A 15,944-nucleotide genomic window follows, 5' to 3' on the forward strand; every position below is an offset into this window, starting at 1 on the left:
CACCGGGACGCGCGCAGGCCGGTCGCCTCAGCGCCCGAGCGTCGCCATCTGCTCGGGCACCTGGCGGGCGCCTGCGGCAGCGCCTGGCGGCACCGCCCGGACGAGACGGCCGAGATCCTCGGCCGAGAGCGGAACCTCGAGCGCGCCAATGTTTTCATCGAATTCCGCCTCCGAGCACGGTCCGGGAATCGGCACCACGTCGCTGCCCTGAGCGAGAAGGAAGGCGAGCGCCAGCTGTGCCGGGGTGCAGCGCAGGCGGTGCGCCATATCCTCGACGATGCGAACGAGGGCGACGTTGCGGGCGAAATTCTCGGCGAAGAAGCGCGGCTGGGCGCGCCTCGCATCGGCCTCGGGCAGGTCTTCAGGCCGGTGCAGCGTGCCTGTGAGCAGGCCGCGGGCAAGTGGCGAGGCGGCGATGAAGCCGATATTCAGCGCGCGCAGGCAGGCCAGCGTTTCGCCCTCGGGGTCGCGGGTCAAGAGCGAGTATTCGCTCTCGACCGCGGCGAGGCGATGAGTGGCATGGGCACGGCGGATGGTGTCCGGCGCCGCCTCGGACAGGCCGAGGAACCGCACCTTGCCTTCGGCGACAAGGCGGGACATCTCGCCCACCGATTCCTCGACCGGAATGGCGGGATCGATACGGTGGAGGATCAGCAGGTCGATCGTGCCGGTGCCAAGGCGGCGCAGGCTGGCCTCGCAACTGGCGCGCAGATGGGCGGGCGAGCCGTCGATGCCGAGAAAGGCGCCGTCAGGCGCGCGGCGGATGCCGGATTTGGTGGCCAGCACGACCTGATCGCGGACCGGCGCGAGGCAGCGCCCGAGCAGGCTTTCGCTGGCGCCGAGACCATAGACATCGGCGGTATCGAAGAAGCTGACACCGCGCTCGACGGCGCGGCGAACCAGCGCCTCGGCGGCGGCATCAGGTCCGGCCAGGGCCATGCAGCCGAAGCCCAGCGCGGAGACGACCAGCGATCTGCCCAGCCTGCGTTCGTTCATCGCCCCTCCCCGGAGTTGCGGCCGATGCGGTGTGTCAGGAACGGGAATTGGGAAGCGCGCCACCGCTTGGCAAGCGGTGACTGCACGGCAAGGCGCCGGGGTCAGGGCGAAGCGGGCAGCAATCGCGGCGGATCGGTCTCGATCAGGCGTACCGCGGCGCCGCGGCGCAAGGTGGGCATCCCCGGCTCGACCACGGAGACGACACTGCCATCGCCGAGACGGACGATATATTCGCTGGCCGGCGCGGCGGAGGGTGTGGTGTCGACCCCGAGCGCGCCGAGCACGAGGCGGCGCGCCCCAGGGGCGACGGGGCGAACCGCCACCACCTCGCCGGCGAGGCCGGCGGCGCGGGGCGGCGGCTGGACATTCGTGGCGCAACCGGCAAGGCAGAGAACAAGGAGGGGCAGCAGGACGGGCGGCGGGACAAATCTCATGAACTGGCCTCCGGGCGCGGACCGACACCACGGCGCGCAGAATCATGTTGCCTTGAAATCGGCTATAAGTTAAGCGCTTATGGGATGAATTTCATGTGCCGGTCGAGGCTTCCGGCGCAAGGGGCAACTCAGGCCGCCGCCGCGCGCCGCCCCGCTTCTGCGATGGGAGACATGCGTTGACCACTGCGTTCACCCCCGCCCCGCGCGCGCCGGTCATGCCCCGCCAGTGGCGCCGCCGGCTCGGCCAGCTTGCCGGGCTCTCGGCGCTCGCGCTCCTCGCCGCGTGTTCGTCGCACCAGGCCAGCCTGAGCCCGAGCCAGCTCGCCGCGCGCTACGCCGCCAACGCGCCGGCCGATTACCGGCCGCCGGGGCCGCCGGGCGACCCGTGGGGTCCCTATATCGTGCAGGCCTCGACCCGGTTCGACGTGCCGGCGAAATGGATCCGCGAGGTGATGCGCGTCGAATCCGGCGGTCATGAATACATGAACGGGCATCTCACCGTCTCCAGCGCCGGGGCGATGGGGCTGATGCAGCTCGAACCGCAGACCTACCAGGAAATGGCGGCCCGCTACGGGCTGGGGCCGGACCCGTTCAACCCGCGCGACAACATCATGGCCGGGACTGCGTACATCCATCAGATGTACGAGATCTACGGCTCGCCCGGCTTCCTGGCCGCCTACAACGCGGGACCGGGGCGGCTCGACGACTATCTCGACTATCGCCAGCCCCTGCCGGCGGAGACGCGGCACTATGTCGCGATGATCGCCCCGCGGATCGCCGGCGTGTACCCGGCAGGAACCTCCGGGGCGGAGGCCGTGGCGATGAACCAGCTTCCGGCGCGGATTCCGGCTGGCATGCGGCCGGGCGCCGACGAGGCGGCGACCTCGCGGCTGAACGAGGCGCAGCTCGCGATGCGGCAAAACCGCTCGCCAGCACCAGCGCCCGCGCCCATCGCCGCGCGCGGGCGGCCACCGGCGCGACGGCATGATGTTTTTGGCGGGTTTTCGCTGATCCCCTCGGCCGAGGCGGCGACCCCGGTACTGGATGGGCCACCGGTGACGGCGCCCGCCCCGGCGCAGCGCATGCCGGCGCCACGGCCGACACCGCCCGTGGTGCCGGCATCGGCGCATGCGACGATGCGGCTGGCGGCGGCTCACGCGGCGGCGACGACGCGGACGCTGGGCGGCGGGCGCTGGAGCATACAGGTCGGCGCCTACGACACGCCGGCCCACGCCAAGGCGGCGCTCGGCATCGCCGAGCTGGCCGCGGTGGCGATGCTGATCAGGGCGCAGCCGGTGGTCGAACCGGTGGCGACGGCGCACGGGCGGTTCTATCGCGCCCGGTTCGTTGACCTGCCGCATGACACGGCGGTGAATGCCTGCCACGCGCTGCGCGGCGGGCCGACCGGCTGCGCGCTGGTCGCGCCGGGCGCGCCGTGACGCGCAAGGCCTGAGCCACGCCCCTCCGACTCGGGGTCAGAAGCGGCGGGAAGCGGCGGCGATCAGGGTGTTTTCCAGCAGGCAGGCAATGGTCATCGGGCCGACGCCGCCGGGAACCGGCGTGATCGCGCCAGCAACCGCGGCGGCTTCCGCGTAAGCGACATCGCCGACCAGCCCGCCCGCCGCCGTGCGGTTGATGCCAACATCGATGACTGTCGCGCCAGGGGCGATCCAGTCGCCCTTGACCATTTCGGCGCGGCCGACCGCGGCGACGAGGATATCGGCGCGGCGGCATTCGGCCGGCAGATCGCGGGTGCGGGAATGCGCGATGGTGACGGTGGCATCGGCGGCGAGCAGCAGCGCGGCCATCGGCCGACCGACGATGTTGGAACGGCCGAGCACCACGGCGCGGGCGCCGCGCGGGGCGATGCCGGCGGCATCGAGCAGCTTCATCACGCCGCGCGGAGTGCAGGGCACGAGAAAGGGCGCGCCGAGCGCGAGGGCGGCGACATTGTCGGGGTGGAAGCCGTCGACATCCTTGGCCGGGTCGATCGCGCGGATGACCGCCCCGGCATCGAGCCCGGCCGGCAGGGGGAGCTGGACGAGGATGCCATCCACAGCCGCATCGCGGTTGAGGCGGTCGATCACGGCGAGAAGCTCGGCCTGGCTTGTGGTCGCGGGCAGGCGGATGGTTTCGCCGGCGATGCCGGCCGCCGTTGCCGCGCGCTCCTTGTTGCGCACGTAGACTTGGCTCGCCGGGTCTTCGCCGACGAGCACGACGACGAGGCCGGGCGTGTAGGGCAGCGCGGCGGCGCGGGCGGCGACCTCGGCGCGCAGGGATGCGGCGACGGCCTTGCCGTCGATGATGCGGGCGGACACCGCGCCGCTCACCGGTAGCCCATCACGGCGAGATGGGCATAAAGCCCGGCGAGGAAGATCTGCAATGCGCGCAGCAGCAGGAACCCGACGATGAAGGAAATGTCGATCCCGCCGATCGCCGGGATGAAGCGACGGAACGGCGCGAGGAAGGGTTCGGTCGCGCGGAGGAGGAATTCCTCGATCCGGTAGACGATGTGGTTGCGGGTATCGAGCACGCCGAACGCCATCAGCCAGCTGAAGATCGCCGCTGCGATCATGATGTAGACATAGATCTGGATCGCCTCGTCGAGGAGCCAGAATACCGATCCGAGCATCGTCACCTCCTGGGGGTTCGCTGCCGGGTTAGCGAAGCATGGCGTTTCGCGCAACGTGACAAGGCGGCTTTGATGGCTTGACTTCCGGCTCAGGGTGCGCGATTGGCCGCAACAGGGATGGGGCTGTAGCTCAGTTGGGAGAGCGCCTCGTTCGCAATGAGGAGGTCAGGGGTTCGATTCCCCTCAGCTCCACCATCCCGTTTTTCCCCAAAGTTGCATGGTGCGCATGAGCAAGACAGGGGCCGACCCGACCCGCGATGCGGCGTTCGTATTGCTGTCCGCCGTTCTGGACCGGCGCGTGCCGCTGGACGTCGCACTCGCCGGACTGCCGGACATCGCCCCACGCGATCGTGCGGCGGCGCACCGGATCGCGGCCGCCGTGCTGCGGCGGCTCGGCAGCCTCGATGCTGTTCTTGAAACCCATCTGAGGCGGGCGCCGCCTCCGGCGGTGCGGCATATGCTGCGGATCGGCGCCGCACAGCTCGTGCTGCTCGGCGCGCCGGCGCACGCGGCGGTGAGTACCGCGGTGGGGCTCGCGCATGCGCGCGGGCTCGGCAAGTTCGCCGGGCTGGTGAACGCGGTGCTGCGCAAGGTGAGCGCCGAGGGGGCGGCGGCGCTGGAGGCGCTCGATTCGCCGCGGCTGGACACGCCGGCCTGGCTCTGGGCCTCGTGGGGGGCGGCGGCGCGGGCGATCGCCACCGCGCATCAGGCCGAGGCGCCGCTCGACCTGACGCTGAAGGACGGCGTCGCGATGCCTGAGGGCGGCGAGCGGCTGCCGAGCGGATCGGTGCGGCTGCCGGCGGGAACCGACGTGACCCAGCTTTACGGCTACGCCGCGGGCACGCTCTGGGTGCAGGACGCGGCGGCGGCGCTGCCGGCGCGGCTGCTCGGCGATGTCGCCGGGCGGCGCGTGCTCGATCTCTGCGCAGCCCCGGGCGGAAAGACGGCGCAGCTCGCCGCTTCGGGCGCACGGGTGACGGCGCTGGACCGCGATGCGCGCCGGCTGGGCCGGCTGCGGGAAAATCTCGGGCGACTCGGGTTCGCGGCGGAGACGATCGCGGCGGACGCGCTGAACTGGCGGCCGGCGGCGCCCTTCGACGCGATCCTGCTGGATGCGCCGTGTTCGGCGACGGGCACGATCCGCCGGCATCCGGAAATCGTGCATCTGCGGCGGCCCCGCGACATCGAGGCTTGCGCGGCCATGCAGGACCAACTGCTCGATGCCGCCGTGGCGATGCTCGCGCCGGGGGGAACGCTGGTCTACGCCGTGTGCTCGCTGCAACCGGAGGAGGGTGCCGCGCGAATTGAAGCCGCCATGGCGCGGCTCGGGCTGCGGCGGGCGCCCATCTTCCCTGCGGAGGTGCCCGGGCTGGAGGCGGCGGTGACGGCGGAGGGCGATGTCGCCACCCATCCCGGCATGTGGGCCGACCGCGGTGGGATGGACGGGTTTTTCATCGCGCGGCTGCGGCGCTGACTGTCAGGCCGGCTGTCGGCGTGGCATCGGCGAGGGTCGGGCGGCGGCGCCGGTCGCGTTAACAGGGTGGCCAAGCGTATCGGATGGCGGGCATTGGGACATTTGCCGCACGTGAAAACAGCACGGAAGATCTCAATTTTAATTTTTTGACACAAATGACATAGAATAACGTGAATATCACGCACACTGACGCTAAAAACTATATTTCTTAACATTTTTTTGGCGTAAATCGCATGGTGGAACTGGCGTTGACGTAACCTTGCCGTTATGGTGAGCGCATGGCAACGAAGAAACAGGCACCACCGGAATCGGTCGGGCAGAGGATCCGTGCTCTCCGGCTGGCGAACAATCTCACCCAGGACGAATTCGCGTCCCAGCTTGGCGTGTCGCGCTCGGCGATTGCGCAATGGGAAACCGACCGGGCCGGGCAGGTTCGGGAGAATCTTGAACGGATCGCCAAGGTTCTCGGCACCTCGATTGCCTATCTCGTCTCCGGGGAGACCGGCTCGCTGCAAGGCGACGAACTGGCGCTGATGCGGCTTTACCGCGCCTGTGCCGCGGAGGACCGGCAGATCCTGCTGCGCACCGCGAAGCGGCTCGCCCGCGGCTGAGACCGGCGTGGCGCGCGGCCGGGCCGATCTCGCCCTCGTCGCGCGCGGGCATTTCGCGAGCCGGGCGCGGGCGCAGGAGGCGATCCGGCGCGGCCTGGTGAGCGCCGGCGGGCGGACGATCGGCAAACCCGGCGAGATGGTGGGCGACGACGAGGCGCTGAGCGTGGCCGATGCCGGCGCCGCGTGGGTGTCTCGCGGGGCGCTGAAGCTGATCGCGGCCCTCGATCATTTCGGATTGTCACCGGAAAACCGGATCTGCCTCGATATCGGCGCCTCGACCGGCGGGTTCACCGAGGTGCTGCTCGCGCGCGGCGCGGCACTGGTGCATGCGGTGGATGTCGGCCACGGGCAGATGGCCCCTGCCCTGCGCGAAGATGCGCGGGTGCGTCTGCATGAGGGCGTGAACGCGCGCGACCTTTCGGCCACGGGGATTCCGGACGGGCTGGGTGCTGTGGTGTGCGACGTGAGTTTCATCGGACTGCGCAAGGTGCTGCCGGCGGGGCTCGCCCTGTGCGGGAAGGACGCCTTTGCGGTGGCGCTGATCAAGCCGCAATTCGAGGCGGGGCCGGAGGCGGTCGGCAAGGGCGGGATCGTGCGCGATGCCGCCGTGCATGAACGTGTGTGCGGCGAGATCGGCGACTGGTTCGCGCAGCTTCCCGGCTGGCGGGGGCTCGGCATCATCCCCAGCCCGATCGAGGGCGGGGATGGCAATCGCGAATTCCTGATTGCAGCCATGAGGGACGCGCGCTGAGGCGGCGCACGGTTTTGCTTGCGGCGGCGCGAAAAGCCGGATACATCCCGCGGCGGGTCACGCCCCCCCACCGGGGCGCTTATCTTCTGCAAGGGAGACCATCTGATGGCAGACGCCGCCGCGGCCGCGCACGCGAAGCCGCATACTCGCCCCCATAATCCGAATTTTTCCTCCGGCCCCTGCGCCAAGCGGCCCGGCTTCACCCTTGCGGCGCTTTCCGGCGCGATGCTCGGCCGCAGCCACCGCGCCAAGGAGCCGAAGGCGAAGCTCGCCGAGGTGATTACCCGCTCGCGCGACATTCTCGGCCTGCCGGCCGACTGGCGGCTCGGCATCGTTCCCGCCTCGGATACCGGCGCCGTCGAGATGGCGCTGTGGTCGATGCTGGGCGCGCGGCCGGTCGACGTGCTGGCGTTCGAGAGTTTCTCCGAGGCCTGGGCGACCGATGTGCTCAAGCAGCTCAAGCTCGCCGATGCGCGGGTGCTGAAGGCGCCCTACGGACAACTTCCCGATCTCGCCGCCGTCGATTTCAGCCATGACGTGGTGCTGGCCTGGAACGGCACGACCTCGGGCGCGCGGATTCCGAACGGCGACTGGATTCCGGCGGATCGCGAAGGGCTGGTGATCGCGGATGCGACCTCGGCCGCGTTCGCGATGGAGTTGCCGTTCGACAAGCTCGATGTGGTGACCTGGTCGTGGCAGAAGGCGCTGGGCGGCGAGGCGGCGCACGGGATGCTGGCGCTGTCGCCGCGCGCGGTCGAACGGTTGCTGACGTTCAAGCCGGAGCGGCCGCTGCCGAAGATTTTCCGCCTGACCTCGGGCGGCAAGCTGATCGAGGGGATTTTCGCCGGCGAGACGATCAACACCCCGTCGATGCTGGCGGTGGAGGACGCGCTGGACGGGCTGCGCTGGGCCGAGGGCATCGGCGGGCTCAAGGCCATGATTGCGCGTTCGGAACGGAATCTCGCGGCGATCGCGCGCTGGGCCGAGGGCAATGAGCGGGTGGCGTTCCTTGCCGCCGACCCGGCGATCCGCTCCTGCACGTCGATCTGCCTCGTCATCGCCGCGCCGTGGTTCGCCGCCCTCGATGCCGAGGCGCAGGCGAAGGCGGCGAAGCGGGTGGCCGCGCTGCTGGAGGCCGAGGGCGTCGCCCATGACATCGGCGCCTATCGCGACGCGCCGCCGGGGCTGCGGATCTGGGGCGGTGCGACGGTCGAGACCGCCGACATCGAGGCGCTGCTGCCCTGGATCGACTGGGCGATCGACACCGTTCATTCCGACATTTCCGCGAAGGCCTGAGACATGCCCAAGGTTCTGATCAGCGACAAGCTTTCCCCCGCCGCCATCGACATCTTCAAGCGGCGCGGCATCGACGTGACGGTGAAGACCGGGCTCGCCCCGGCGGAACTGCGCGAGATCATCGACGCGTTCGACGGGCTCGCCATCCGCTCCGCGACCAAGGTGACGCGCGAGCTGCTGGATGCGGCGACCAACCTCAAGGTGATCGGCCGTGCCGGCATCGGCGTCGACAATGTGGACGTGAAATCGGCCACCGCGCGCGGCGTGGTGGTGATGAACACGCCCTATGGCAACGCCATCACCACCGCCGAGCACGCGATCGGCATGATGTTCGCGCTGGCCCGCGACCTGCCGGAGGCCTCGGCCTCGACCAAGGCGGGGAAGTGGGAGAAGAACCGGTTTATGGGCGTCGAGCTGACCGGCAAGACGCTCGGGCTGATCGGCGCCGGCAATATCGGCTCGATCGTCGCCGACCGCGCGCTCGGGCTGAAGATGCGCGTGCTGGCCTATGACCCCTATCTGACCGAGGCGCGGGCAACGACGCTCGGCGTCGAGAAGGCGGATCTGGACACGGTGCTGGCGCGGGCGGATTTCATCACCCTGCACACGCCGCTGACCGAGCAGACGCGCAACATCCTCTCGCGCGAAAGCCTTACGAAGACGAAAGCGGGCGTGCGGATCATCAACTGCGCGCGCGGCGGGCTGATCGACGAGGCGGCGCTGTACGACGCGCTGAAATCGGGCCATGTGGCGGGGGCGGCGCTCGACGTGTTCGAGGTCGAGCCGGCGAAGGACAGCCCGCTCTTCGAGCTGCCGAACGTGGTCTGCACCCCGCATCTGGGGGCGGCGACGACCGAGGCGCAGGAGAACGTGGCCTTGCAGGTGGCCGAGCAGATCAGCGATTTCCTGCTGACCGGGGCGGTGACGAACGCGATCAACATGGCCTCGGTCTCGGCCGAGGACGCGCCACGGCTGAAGCCCTACATGGAGCTGTGCCAGCTGCTCGGCAGTTTCGCGGGGCAGCTGACCGAGGCGCGGCAGGGCGTGATCCGCAAGGTCGGCATCGAATATGAAGGTGCGGCCGCGCATGTGAACCAGCGCCCGCTCTCGGCCGCGCTGTTCGCCGGGCTGCTCGCGCCGATGATGGAGGGCGTGAACATGGTCAACGCGCCGGTCTTCGCGCGGGATCACGGGATCGAGCTGGCTGAGACGGTGTTCGACCGCGACTGCGAATACCAGACGCTGATCCGCGTTTCGGTGACGACCGACGAGCAGACGCGCACCGTGTCGGGCACGCTGTTCGGCGGGGCCAAGCCGCGGCTGGTCGAGGTGAAGGGCATCAAGGTCGAGGCCGATTTCGGCCGGCACATGCTCTATGTGACCAACCGCGACAAGCCGGGATTCATCGCCCAGTGCAGCGCCATTCTCGCCGAGAAGGGCATCAACATCGCGACCTTCCATCTCGGCCGGACCGAGAAGGGCGGCGATGCGGTGTGCCTGATCTCGATCGACGAGACCCTGCCGGAGGCGGCACTCGCCGCGATCCGCGCGCTGCCGCAGGTGATGCAGGCGACGCAGATTTCGTTCTGACCCAGGCTGCATCACCAACGAGCAAACCGCATAAACGATGCCGGAGGCTCCCGCATAACCGGCTGGCGGACGGGGCCGCGCGATTGACCGCGCGGCCCCGTTTCAATTATCAGGAGGCAGGACAGCAGACTTGCCGTTTTTGCGCGTCCGGGCCTTGCCGTGCCGCCGGCCACGCCGATCTCTCTCCTGTCGCCCACGCACGACCCGATCAGCACACGACCAAGAGGAACCGCATGCGACGACCGTTTCACGCCACGGCCTGCCGCGCCGCCGCTATCGCCCTTGTCTTCGGTCTCGGCTTGGGCGGCGAAGCGGCCAGCGCCGCGGCACCGCCGCCGCCGGTGGTCAGCGTCGTGATCGTCAAACCGCGAAAGGTTTACCAGCAGGACAGTTTCATCGGGCGCATTCAGGCGGCGCACATCGTCAATCTCGTCCCGCGGGTGACCGGCTATCTGGAACAGCGCCAGTTCCGCCAGGGGGCGGAGGTAAGGAAGGGACAGCTGCTCTACGTAATCGAGCCGGGGCCATACCAGGCGGCGTTCGACCAGGCGAAGGCGAATGTCGCCGACGCGCAGGCAACGCTCGACAACGCGAAACTGACGCTGGAGCGCGCGGCCAAGCTTCTGCATACACCGGCGGGCCGGCAATCGACCTACGACGACGACAGGGCGGCGGCGGAAAGTGCCGCGGCCAAGCTGCAAGCCGCCGAGGCGGCGCGCGAGACGGCGGCGATCAACCTCGCCTATACCGAGATCCGCGCGCCGCTCGACGGGCGGATCGGCGCGAGTGCGGTGAATGTCGGCAATGTCGTCGGACCGAATACCGGCACGCTCGCGACCGTGGTGAGCCAGGACCCGATGAATATCGTGTTCTCGATGCCGACGCGCGACGCCATCCGCCTTGGCGACCAGCTGGCCAAACAGGGCGGGCTCGCCGGCGTGGTGCTGCGGGTGAAGCTGCCGGACGGGCGATTGGACCCGCAGAAAGGCACGCTCGACTTCACCGGCAACCAGATCAGCGCATCGACTGACAGCCTCGCGATGCAGGGGACGATTCCGAACCCGGTGATCAAGGGGCTCGGCAAAGCGCGCACCAGCGACCGGATGCTGACAAGCGGCGAGTTCGTCACCGTCATCGTGCGCAGCCGCACGCCGGAGCAGAAGATCGTGCTGCCGCGCGACGCGGTGCTGGCCGACCAGGTGGGCGACTATGTGCTGACCGTCGGCAAGGACGGCAAGGTGGCGCGGACCGATGTGAAGCTCGCCTCGACCACGCCGGCGACCGCGACGATCGCGCGCGGGCTTGCCATCGGCGCGAAGGTGATCGTCGACGGGATCGAGAAGGTGCATCCCGGGGTCAAGGCGAACGCGAAGGTGATACCCTCGCCGGCCACACCGGGCTGAGCCGATGATCCCCTCCTTCTTCATCGACCGCCCACGCTTCGCGATGGTGATCGCGATCGTGCTGACGATCGCCGGCATCATCGCGATGACGCGGATTCCGGTGGCGCAGTTCCCCTCGATCGTGCCGCCGGCAGTGCAGGTGACGGCGACCTATCCCGGCGCCTCGGCGCAGGTGGTGAACGACACCGTGGCCGAGCCGATCGAGCAGAAGATCAACGGGCTGAGCGACGAGATCTATTACGCCTCGACCACGGCGAATGACGGCTCCTACAACCTCACCGTCACCTTCAAGCTTGGCAGCAACCCGGACATCGACACCGTCAATGTCACCAACGCGGTGCAGCAGGCGCTGACCCAGCTTCCGGCCGAGGTGCAGAAGGAAGGGCTGACGGTGCGCAAGCGCTCGGCCTCGGTGCTGGAGTTCATGTTCTTCTACAGCCCGGACAACAAGCTGACACCGCTGCAGATCTCGAACTACGTGAAGATCAACGTGCTCAACCCGCTCGGCCGCGTGCCGGGGGTGGGACAGGCCTTCATGTTCGGCGAGCAGGATTACGCGATGCGGGTGATCTTCAGCACCGCCCGCCTCGCCCAGCTCGGGCTGACGCCGGCCGACCTGATCAGCGCGATCGAGGACCAGAACACCCAGGCGCCGGTCGGCACGATCGGGCTAATGCCGATCGGCGGCAAGCAACAATATCAGCTCTCGGTGCAAACCGAGGGGCGGCTGAAATCGCCCCGGCAGTTCGGCGACATCGTCATCCGCGGCAACAAGGATGGCTCGCTGCTGCGGCTGAAGGACGTGGCGACCATCAAGCTCGGGCCGCAGAGCGAGAACCAGCTCGACCGGATCAACGGGCATCCCGGTGTCGCCATCGGCGTGTTCCTCTCGCCGGGGGCGAACGCGGTGGCGACGTCGAAGCGGGTTTCGGCCGAGATCGCCCAGCTCTCGAAGCGGTTTCCGGCCAGTCTCTCGAGCAAGACTGTCTATAATTCCAGCAGCTTCGTCTCGGACACGATCAGCGAGGTGATCAAGACGCTGGCCGAGGCGTTCGGCCTCGTCGTGCTGGTGGTGTTCTTCTTCCTCGGCTCGTGGCGGGCGGCGCTGGTGCCCTCGATTGTCGTGCCGATCGCGCTGCTCGGCAGCTTCGCCTTCATGCTCGCGCTCGGCTATTCGGCGAACACGATCACGCTGCTGGCGCTGGTGGTGGCGACCGGGCTGGTGGTGGATGACGCCATCGTCGTCGTCGAGAACATCGAGCGGGTGATGGCGGAGCGGCCGGAACTGTCGCCGCGCGAGGCGTCGAAAGTGGCGATGGCGCAGATCCAGGCGCCGATCATCGCGATCATGCTGGTGCTGCTCTCGGTGTTCGTGCCGACGGCGTTCATCCCCGGCCTGTCGGGCCTGCTGTTCACACAGTTCGCGGTGGCGATCAGCACGGCGATGCTGATCTCGGCGCTGAACGCGCTCACACTGTCGCCGGCGCTCTGCGCCATCCTGCTGCGCCGGGGCGAGCACGGGCACGGCATCATGGCGCGCATCCTCGATTTCATCGAGCGCACGCGGGCGGGCTACAGCCGGCTGATCGGCCGGCTGGTCGCGCGCTCGGTGCTGGGGCTGATGGTGATCGTCGCCTTCGGGGCGGCGGCGTTCCTGCTCGCGCGGATCACGCCGGGCGGGTTCCTGCCGGACGAGGACCAGGGCGCGCTGTTCATCCAGGCGACGCTGCCGCCCGGCGCCTCGCTGCAGCGGACCGACGCGATGGGGCAGAAGCTGGCGAAGATGATCCACACCCTGCCGCAGGTGCAGGACGTGATCGCCATCAACGGTTACTCGATCCTCGACTCGGCGACCGAGCCGAACGCGCTGTTCATGGTCGCGCACCTGAAGCCGTTCGCGCAGCGGCCGGGGCCGAAGAATTCGGTGCAGGCGGTGATCCGCAAGATCTTCGCGATGGGCTCGCAGGTGCAGGGGGCGAACATCGTCGCCTTCAACCTGCCGCCGATCATCGGGCTGTCGACCAATGGCGGCTTCACCTACGAGCTTGAGAACGTGGCCGGCGCCAGCCAGCAGAAATTCGATTCCGTGCTCAAGGGGCTGATCGTCGCGGCGAATTCGGACCCGAAGCTCGTGCATGTGTTCAGCACCTATGCGGCGAACAACCCCTCGGTCTATCTCGATATCGACCGCGCCAAGGCACAGGCGCTGGGCGTGCCGGTCGCCTCGATCTTCCAGGCGTTGCAGGCTTCGCTCGGCGGGTTCTACGTCAACCAGTTCAACATGTTCGGCCAGGTCTGGCAGGTCAACATCCAGGCCGCCTCGGCCGACCGCAACACCAGGGCGGCGATCTGGCGGATCTATGTGCGCAGCAATTCGGGCCAGATGGTCTCGCTACGCTCGTTGGCGACGGCGCATACGAGGCTCGGCCCGCAGATCGTCAGCCGTTACAACGACTCGCTGGCCGCCCCGATCTTCGGCGCGCCGGCGCCGGGCATCTCATCGGGTGCCGCGCTGGCCGAGATGGCGGCAATCTCGTCCCGCGTGCTGCCTGCCGGATTTTCCTATGACTGGACCAGCACCGCCTATCTGCAGGAGCAGGCCAAGGGCCAGGCCGCCTATGTGTTCATCCTGTCGCTGATCTTCGCCTATCTGTTCCTCGTCGCACTCTATGAGAGCTGGATCATTCCGGTGCCGGTGCTGCTGTCGGTCGTGGTCGGCGTGTTCGGGGCGATGCTCGGCATCGTCCTCGCCGGGCTGACGATCGACCTCTATGCCGAGATCGGGCTCGTCGTGCTGATCGCGCTGGCGGCGAAGAACGGCATCCTCATCGTCGAGTTCGCCAAGGAGCGGCGCGAGGAGGGCATGGGCATCCGCGAGGCGGCGGTGCTGGGGGCACGGATGCGGTTCCGCGCGGTGATGATGACCTCGATCGCCTTCATCTTCGGGCTGGTGCCGCTGGTGGTGGCGACCGGGGCGGCGCAGATCACCAGGCGCTCGCTCGGCACGCCGATCTTTGCCGGGATGATCTTCGCCAGCGGCATCGGGATTTTCGTGATCCCGCTGCTGTACGTGATGTTCGAGACGCTGCGGATGCGCGTCTCGCGCCGGGCGCGCGAGCGGCAGCAGCAGATCGCCATCACCGGGAACGATTAGGCGGCGCGGGCGGGCTTTACCGGGTTAAATTTGGCGGGCTTTACCGGGTTAAATTTGGCGGGCTTTACCGCCCGCGCCTGCGCGCATAAGCAGCGTCCATGGCAACGCTTGATCCCGAGGACTGGTCCGAACTCCGCGCGCTGGGGCACCGGATGATCGACGACATGTTCGACCGGCTGGAAGGGCTCGGCGCGGCGCCGGTCTGGCAACCGATGCCGGACGCGGTGCGCGCGGGGTTCCGCGCCCCGGTGCCGCGCGAGGGGAGCGGCGCCGCCCGCGCCTATGACGCGTTCGCCACGCGGATCGCGCCCTATGCCTCGGGCAATGCGAATCCGCGCTTCATGGGCTGGGTGCAGGGCGGCGGCAACGCGGTGGGGATGCTGGCGGAGCTGCTGGCCGGCGGGCTCAACGAGAATTGCGGCGGGCGGGACCATGTCGGGCTCGAGGTGGAGCGGCAGGTGGTGGCCTGGGCGGCGGAGCTGCTCGGCCTGCCGGCGGCGACCGGCGGGCTGATGGTGACCGGATCGTCGATCGCGAATTTCATCGCCCTGCTCTGCGCGCGGCGGGCGCATTGCGGCGCGGCGGTGCGGCGGGACGGGCTCGGCGGGCGGCGCCTTACCGGCTACGCGCAGGCGGGGGTGCATCGCTGCGTGCCGGGCGCGTTCGACATGGCCGGGCTTGGCGGTGCGGCGCTGCGGCGGGTGGCGCTCGGCACCGACCGGCGGATCGACCTCGCGGCGCTGGAGGCGGCGATCGCCGCCGACCGGGCGGCAGGGGCGGAGCCGTTCATGATCGTCGGCACCGTGGGGTCGGTCGATGTCGGGGCGATCGACGATCTGGCCGCCCTCGCGGCGATCGCCCGGCGGGAGGGGATGTGGTTTCATGTCGATGCCGCGTTCGGCGCGCTGGCGGCGGCCTCGCCGGCGAGGCGGGAGCTGGTCGCGGGGATCGGCGAGGCGGATTCGGTGGCGTTCGATTTTCACAAATGGGCGCAGGTGCAATACGATTCCGGTTGCATCCTGGTGCGCGACCGGCAGCTGATGCTGGATACGTTCGCGCAGGATGCCTCGTATCTGACGACGACGGCGCGGGGGCTTTCGGGCGGCGCGCCCTGGCCGTGCGACATGGGGCCGGATCTCTCGCGCGGGTTCCGGGCACTGAAGGTGTGGATGACGATCGAGGCCTATGGCACCGCGGCGCTGGGCGGCATCGTCGATGATTGCTGCGCGCTGGCGGCGCGGCTCGCGGCCGCGGTGGATACGGCGCCGCGGCTTGCGCGCCTCGCGCCGGTGCCGCTCAACATCGTGTGTTTCCGCTACGATGATGGCGGCGACGGGCTGGACGCGCTGAACGCCGCGATCGCCGCCGACATCCAGGAGAGCGGGCGCTACGTGATCTCGACCACGATGATCGACGGGGTGCGGGCGCTGCGGGCGGCGATCGTCAATCACCGCACGACGGCGGCCGATATCGACGGGCTGGCGGCGGCGGTGACCGCCGCGGGCGACGCACGGCGGCGTGAACCGATCGGCTGAACCGATCAAACGGATCGGTCAGGGACGATGGCCTGAATCGGCGCGGGGGATCATAAATTCGGGCGGAG

The 15,944-nt window shown here is 69.1% G+C and carries 13 protein-coding genes and 1 tRNA gene; 10 read left to right on the plus strand and 4 right to left on the minus strand.

The window, feature by feature from the left end:
• Window positions 1-27: 27 nt before the first annotated feature.
• A complete protein-coding gene (locus ACIDOCELLA78_RS85295; RefSeq protein WP_201728107.1) occupies window positions 28-996 on the minus strand; it encodes an aldo/keto reductase in 969 nt (322 codons plus the stop codon).
• 101 nt (window positions 997-1,097) lie between these two features.
• Window positions 1,098-1,430 carry a hypothetical protein gene (locus ACIDOCELLA78_RS85300; protein WP_249675314.1) on the minus strand — a complete coding sequence of 111 codons (333 nt, stop codon included), beginning with the start codon at window positions 1,428-1,430 and terminating at the stop codon, window positions 1,098-1,100.
• A gap of 176 nt (window positions 1,431-1,606) precedes the next feature.
• Between ACIDOCELLA78_RS85300 and ACIDOCELLA78_RS85305 the strand changes: the two genes are divergently transcribed.
• The gene (locus ACIDOCELLA78_RS85305) at window positions 1,607-2,869 is read left to right on the plus strand and encodes a lytic transglycosylase domain-containing protein (protein WP_249675319.1); all 1,263 of its coding nucleotides are present in this window, start codon (window positions 1,607-1,609) and stop codon (window positions 2,867-2,869) included.
• A gap of 36 nt (window positions 2,870-2,905) precedes the next feature.
• Here ACIDOCELLA78_RS85305 and folD read toward each other — a convergent pair whose 3' ends face one another.
• Entirely contained in the window at window positions 2,906-3,748 is an 843-nt protein-coding gene (gene folD, locus ACIDOCELLA78_RS85310) for a bifunctional methylenetetrahydrofolate dehydrogenase/methenyltetrahydrofolate cyclohydrolase FolD (protein WP_201728143.1), read from the minus strand.
• An 8-nt stretch (window positions 3,749-3,756) separates the two neighbouring features.
• Complete coding sequence (locus ACIDOCELLA78_RS85315) at window positions 3,757-4,062, minus strand: YggT family protein (protein ID WP_201728108.1); 306 nt, start codon at window positions 4,060-4,062, stop codon at window positions 3,757-3,759.
• Between the two features lie 119 nt (window positions 4,063-4,181).
• Between ACIDOCELLA78_RS85315 and ACIDOCELLA78_RS85320 the strand changes: the two genes are divergently transcribed.
• From ACIDOCELLA78_RS85320 to ACIDOCELLA78_RS85360, 9 genes are all read left to right on the plus strand, one after another.
• Window positions 4,182-4,257 (plus strand) — tRNA-Ala (locus ACIDOCELLA78_RS85320).
• Window positions 4,258-4,288: 31 nt separating this feature from the next.
• The gene (locus ACIDOCELLA78_RS85325; protein WP_249675322.1) at window positions 4,289-5,536 is read left to right on the plus strand and encodes a transcription antitermination factor NusB; all 1,248 of its coding nucleotides are present in this window, start codon (window positions 4,289-4,291) and stop codon (window positions 5,534-5,536) included.
• Window positions 5,537-5,814: 278 nt separating this feature from the next.
• Window positions 5,815-6,147: a helix-turn-helix domain-containing protein gene (locus ACIDOCELLA78_RS85330; RefSeq protein WP_201728110.1), complete on the plus strand. Its 333-nt coding sequence runs from the start codon at window positions 5,815-5,817 to the stop codon at window positions 6,145-6,147.
• Window positions 6,148-6,154: 7 nt separating this feature from the next.
• Window positions 6,155-6,898 carry a TlyA family RNA methyltransferase gene (locus tag ACIDOCELLA78_RS85335; protein ID WP_201728111.1) on the plus strand — a complete coding sequence of 248 codons (744 nt, stop codon included), beginning with the start codon at window positions 6,155-6,157 and terminating at the stop codon, window positions 6,896-6,898.
• 105 nt (window positions 6,899-7,003) lie between these two features.
• Window positions 7,004-8,194: a phosphoserine transaminase gene (locus ACIDOCELLA78_RS85340; RefSeq protein ID WP_201728112.1), complete on the plus strand. Its 1,191-nt coding sequence runs from the start codon at window positions 7,004-7,006 to the stop codon at window positions 8,192-8,194.
• Window positions 8,195-8,197: 3 nt separating this feature from the next.
• Entirely contained in the window at window positions 8,198-9,784 is a 1,587-nt protein-coding gene (gene serA / locus ACIDOCELLA78_RS85345) for a phosphoglycerate dehydrogenase (protein ID WP_201728113.1), read from the plus strand.
• A gap of 233 nt (window positions 9,785-10,017) precedes the next feature.
• Window positions 10,018-11,187, plus strand: a complete 1,170-nt coding sequence (locus ACIDOCELLA78_RS85350; RefSeq protein WP_201728114.1) for an efflux RND transporter periplasmic adaptor subunit — start codon at window positions 10,018-10,020, stop codon at window positions 11,185-11,187.
• A 4-nt stretch (window positions 11,188-11,191) separates the two neighbouring features.
• Window positions 11,192-14,341, plus strand: coding sequence for an efflux RND transporter permease subunit (locus tag ACIDOCELLA78_RS85355; protein WP_201728115.1), 3,150 nt, complete (start codon window positions 11,192-11,194; stop codon window positions 14,339-14,341).
• Between the two features lie 98 nt (window positions 14,342-14,439).
• Window positions 14,440-15,876 (plus strand): pyridoxal-dependent decarboxylase, encoded by a 1,437-nt coding sequence (locus ACIDOCELLA78_RS85360; protein WP_201728116.1) that lies wholly within the window; start codon window positions 14,440-14,442, stop codon window positions 15,874-15,876.
• The last annotated feature ends 68 nt before the right edge of the window (window positions 15,877-15,944 follow it).

Source organism: Acidocella sp. C78, from assembly GCF_907164655.1.

Coding starts and splice junctions, on each gene's coding strand:
- ACIDOCELLA78_RS85360 (WP_201728116.1), top strand. CDS start 14,440: ATGGCAACGCTTGATCCCGAGGACTGGTCCGAACTCCGCGCGCTGGGG.
- ACIDOCELLA78_RS85355 (WP_201728115.1), top strand. CDS start 11,192: ATGATCCCCTCCTTCTTCATCGACCGCCCACGCTTCGCGATGGTGATC.
- ACIDOCELLA78_RS85295 (WP_201728107.1), bottom strand. CDS start 996: ATGAACGAACGCAGGCTGGGCAGATCGCTGGTCGTCTCCGCGCTGGGC.
- ACIDOCELLA78_RS85340 (WP_201728112.1), top strand. CDS start 7,004: ATGGCAGACGCCGCCGCGGCCGCGCACGCGAAGCCGCATACTCGCCCC.
- serA (WP_201728113.1), top strand. CDS start 8,198: ATGCCCAAGGTTCTGATCAGCGACAAGCTTTCCCCCGCCGCCATCGAC.
- ACIDOCELLA78_RS85315 (WP_201728108.1), bottom strand. CDS start 4,062: ATGCTCGGATCGGTATTCTGGCTCCTCGACGAGGCGATCCAGATCTAT.
- ACIDOCELLA78_RS85330 (WP_201728110.1), top strand. CDS start 5,815: ATGGCAACGAAGAAACAGGCACCACCGGAATCGGTCGGGCAGAGGATC.
- ACIDOCELLA78_RS85325 (WP_249675322.1), top strand. CDS start 4,289: ATGAGCAAGACAGGGGCCGACCCGACCCGCGATGCGGCGTTCGTATTG.
- ACIDOCELLA78_RS85300 (WP_249675314.1), bottom strand. CDS start 1,430: ATGAGATTTGTCCCGCCGCCCGTCCTGCTGCCCCTCCTTGTTCTCTGC.
- ACIDOCELLA78_RS85350 (WP_201728114.1), top strand. CDS start 10,018: ATGCGACGACCGTTTCACGCCACGGCCTGCCGCGCCGCCGCTATCGCC.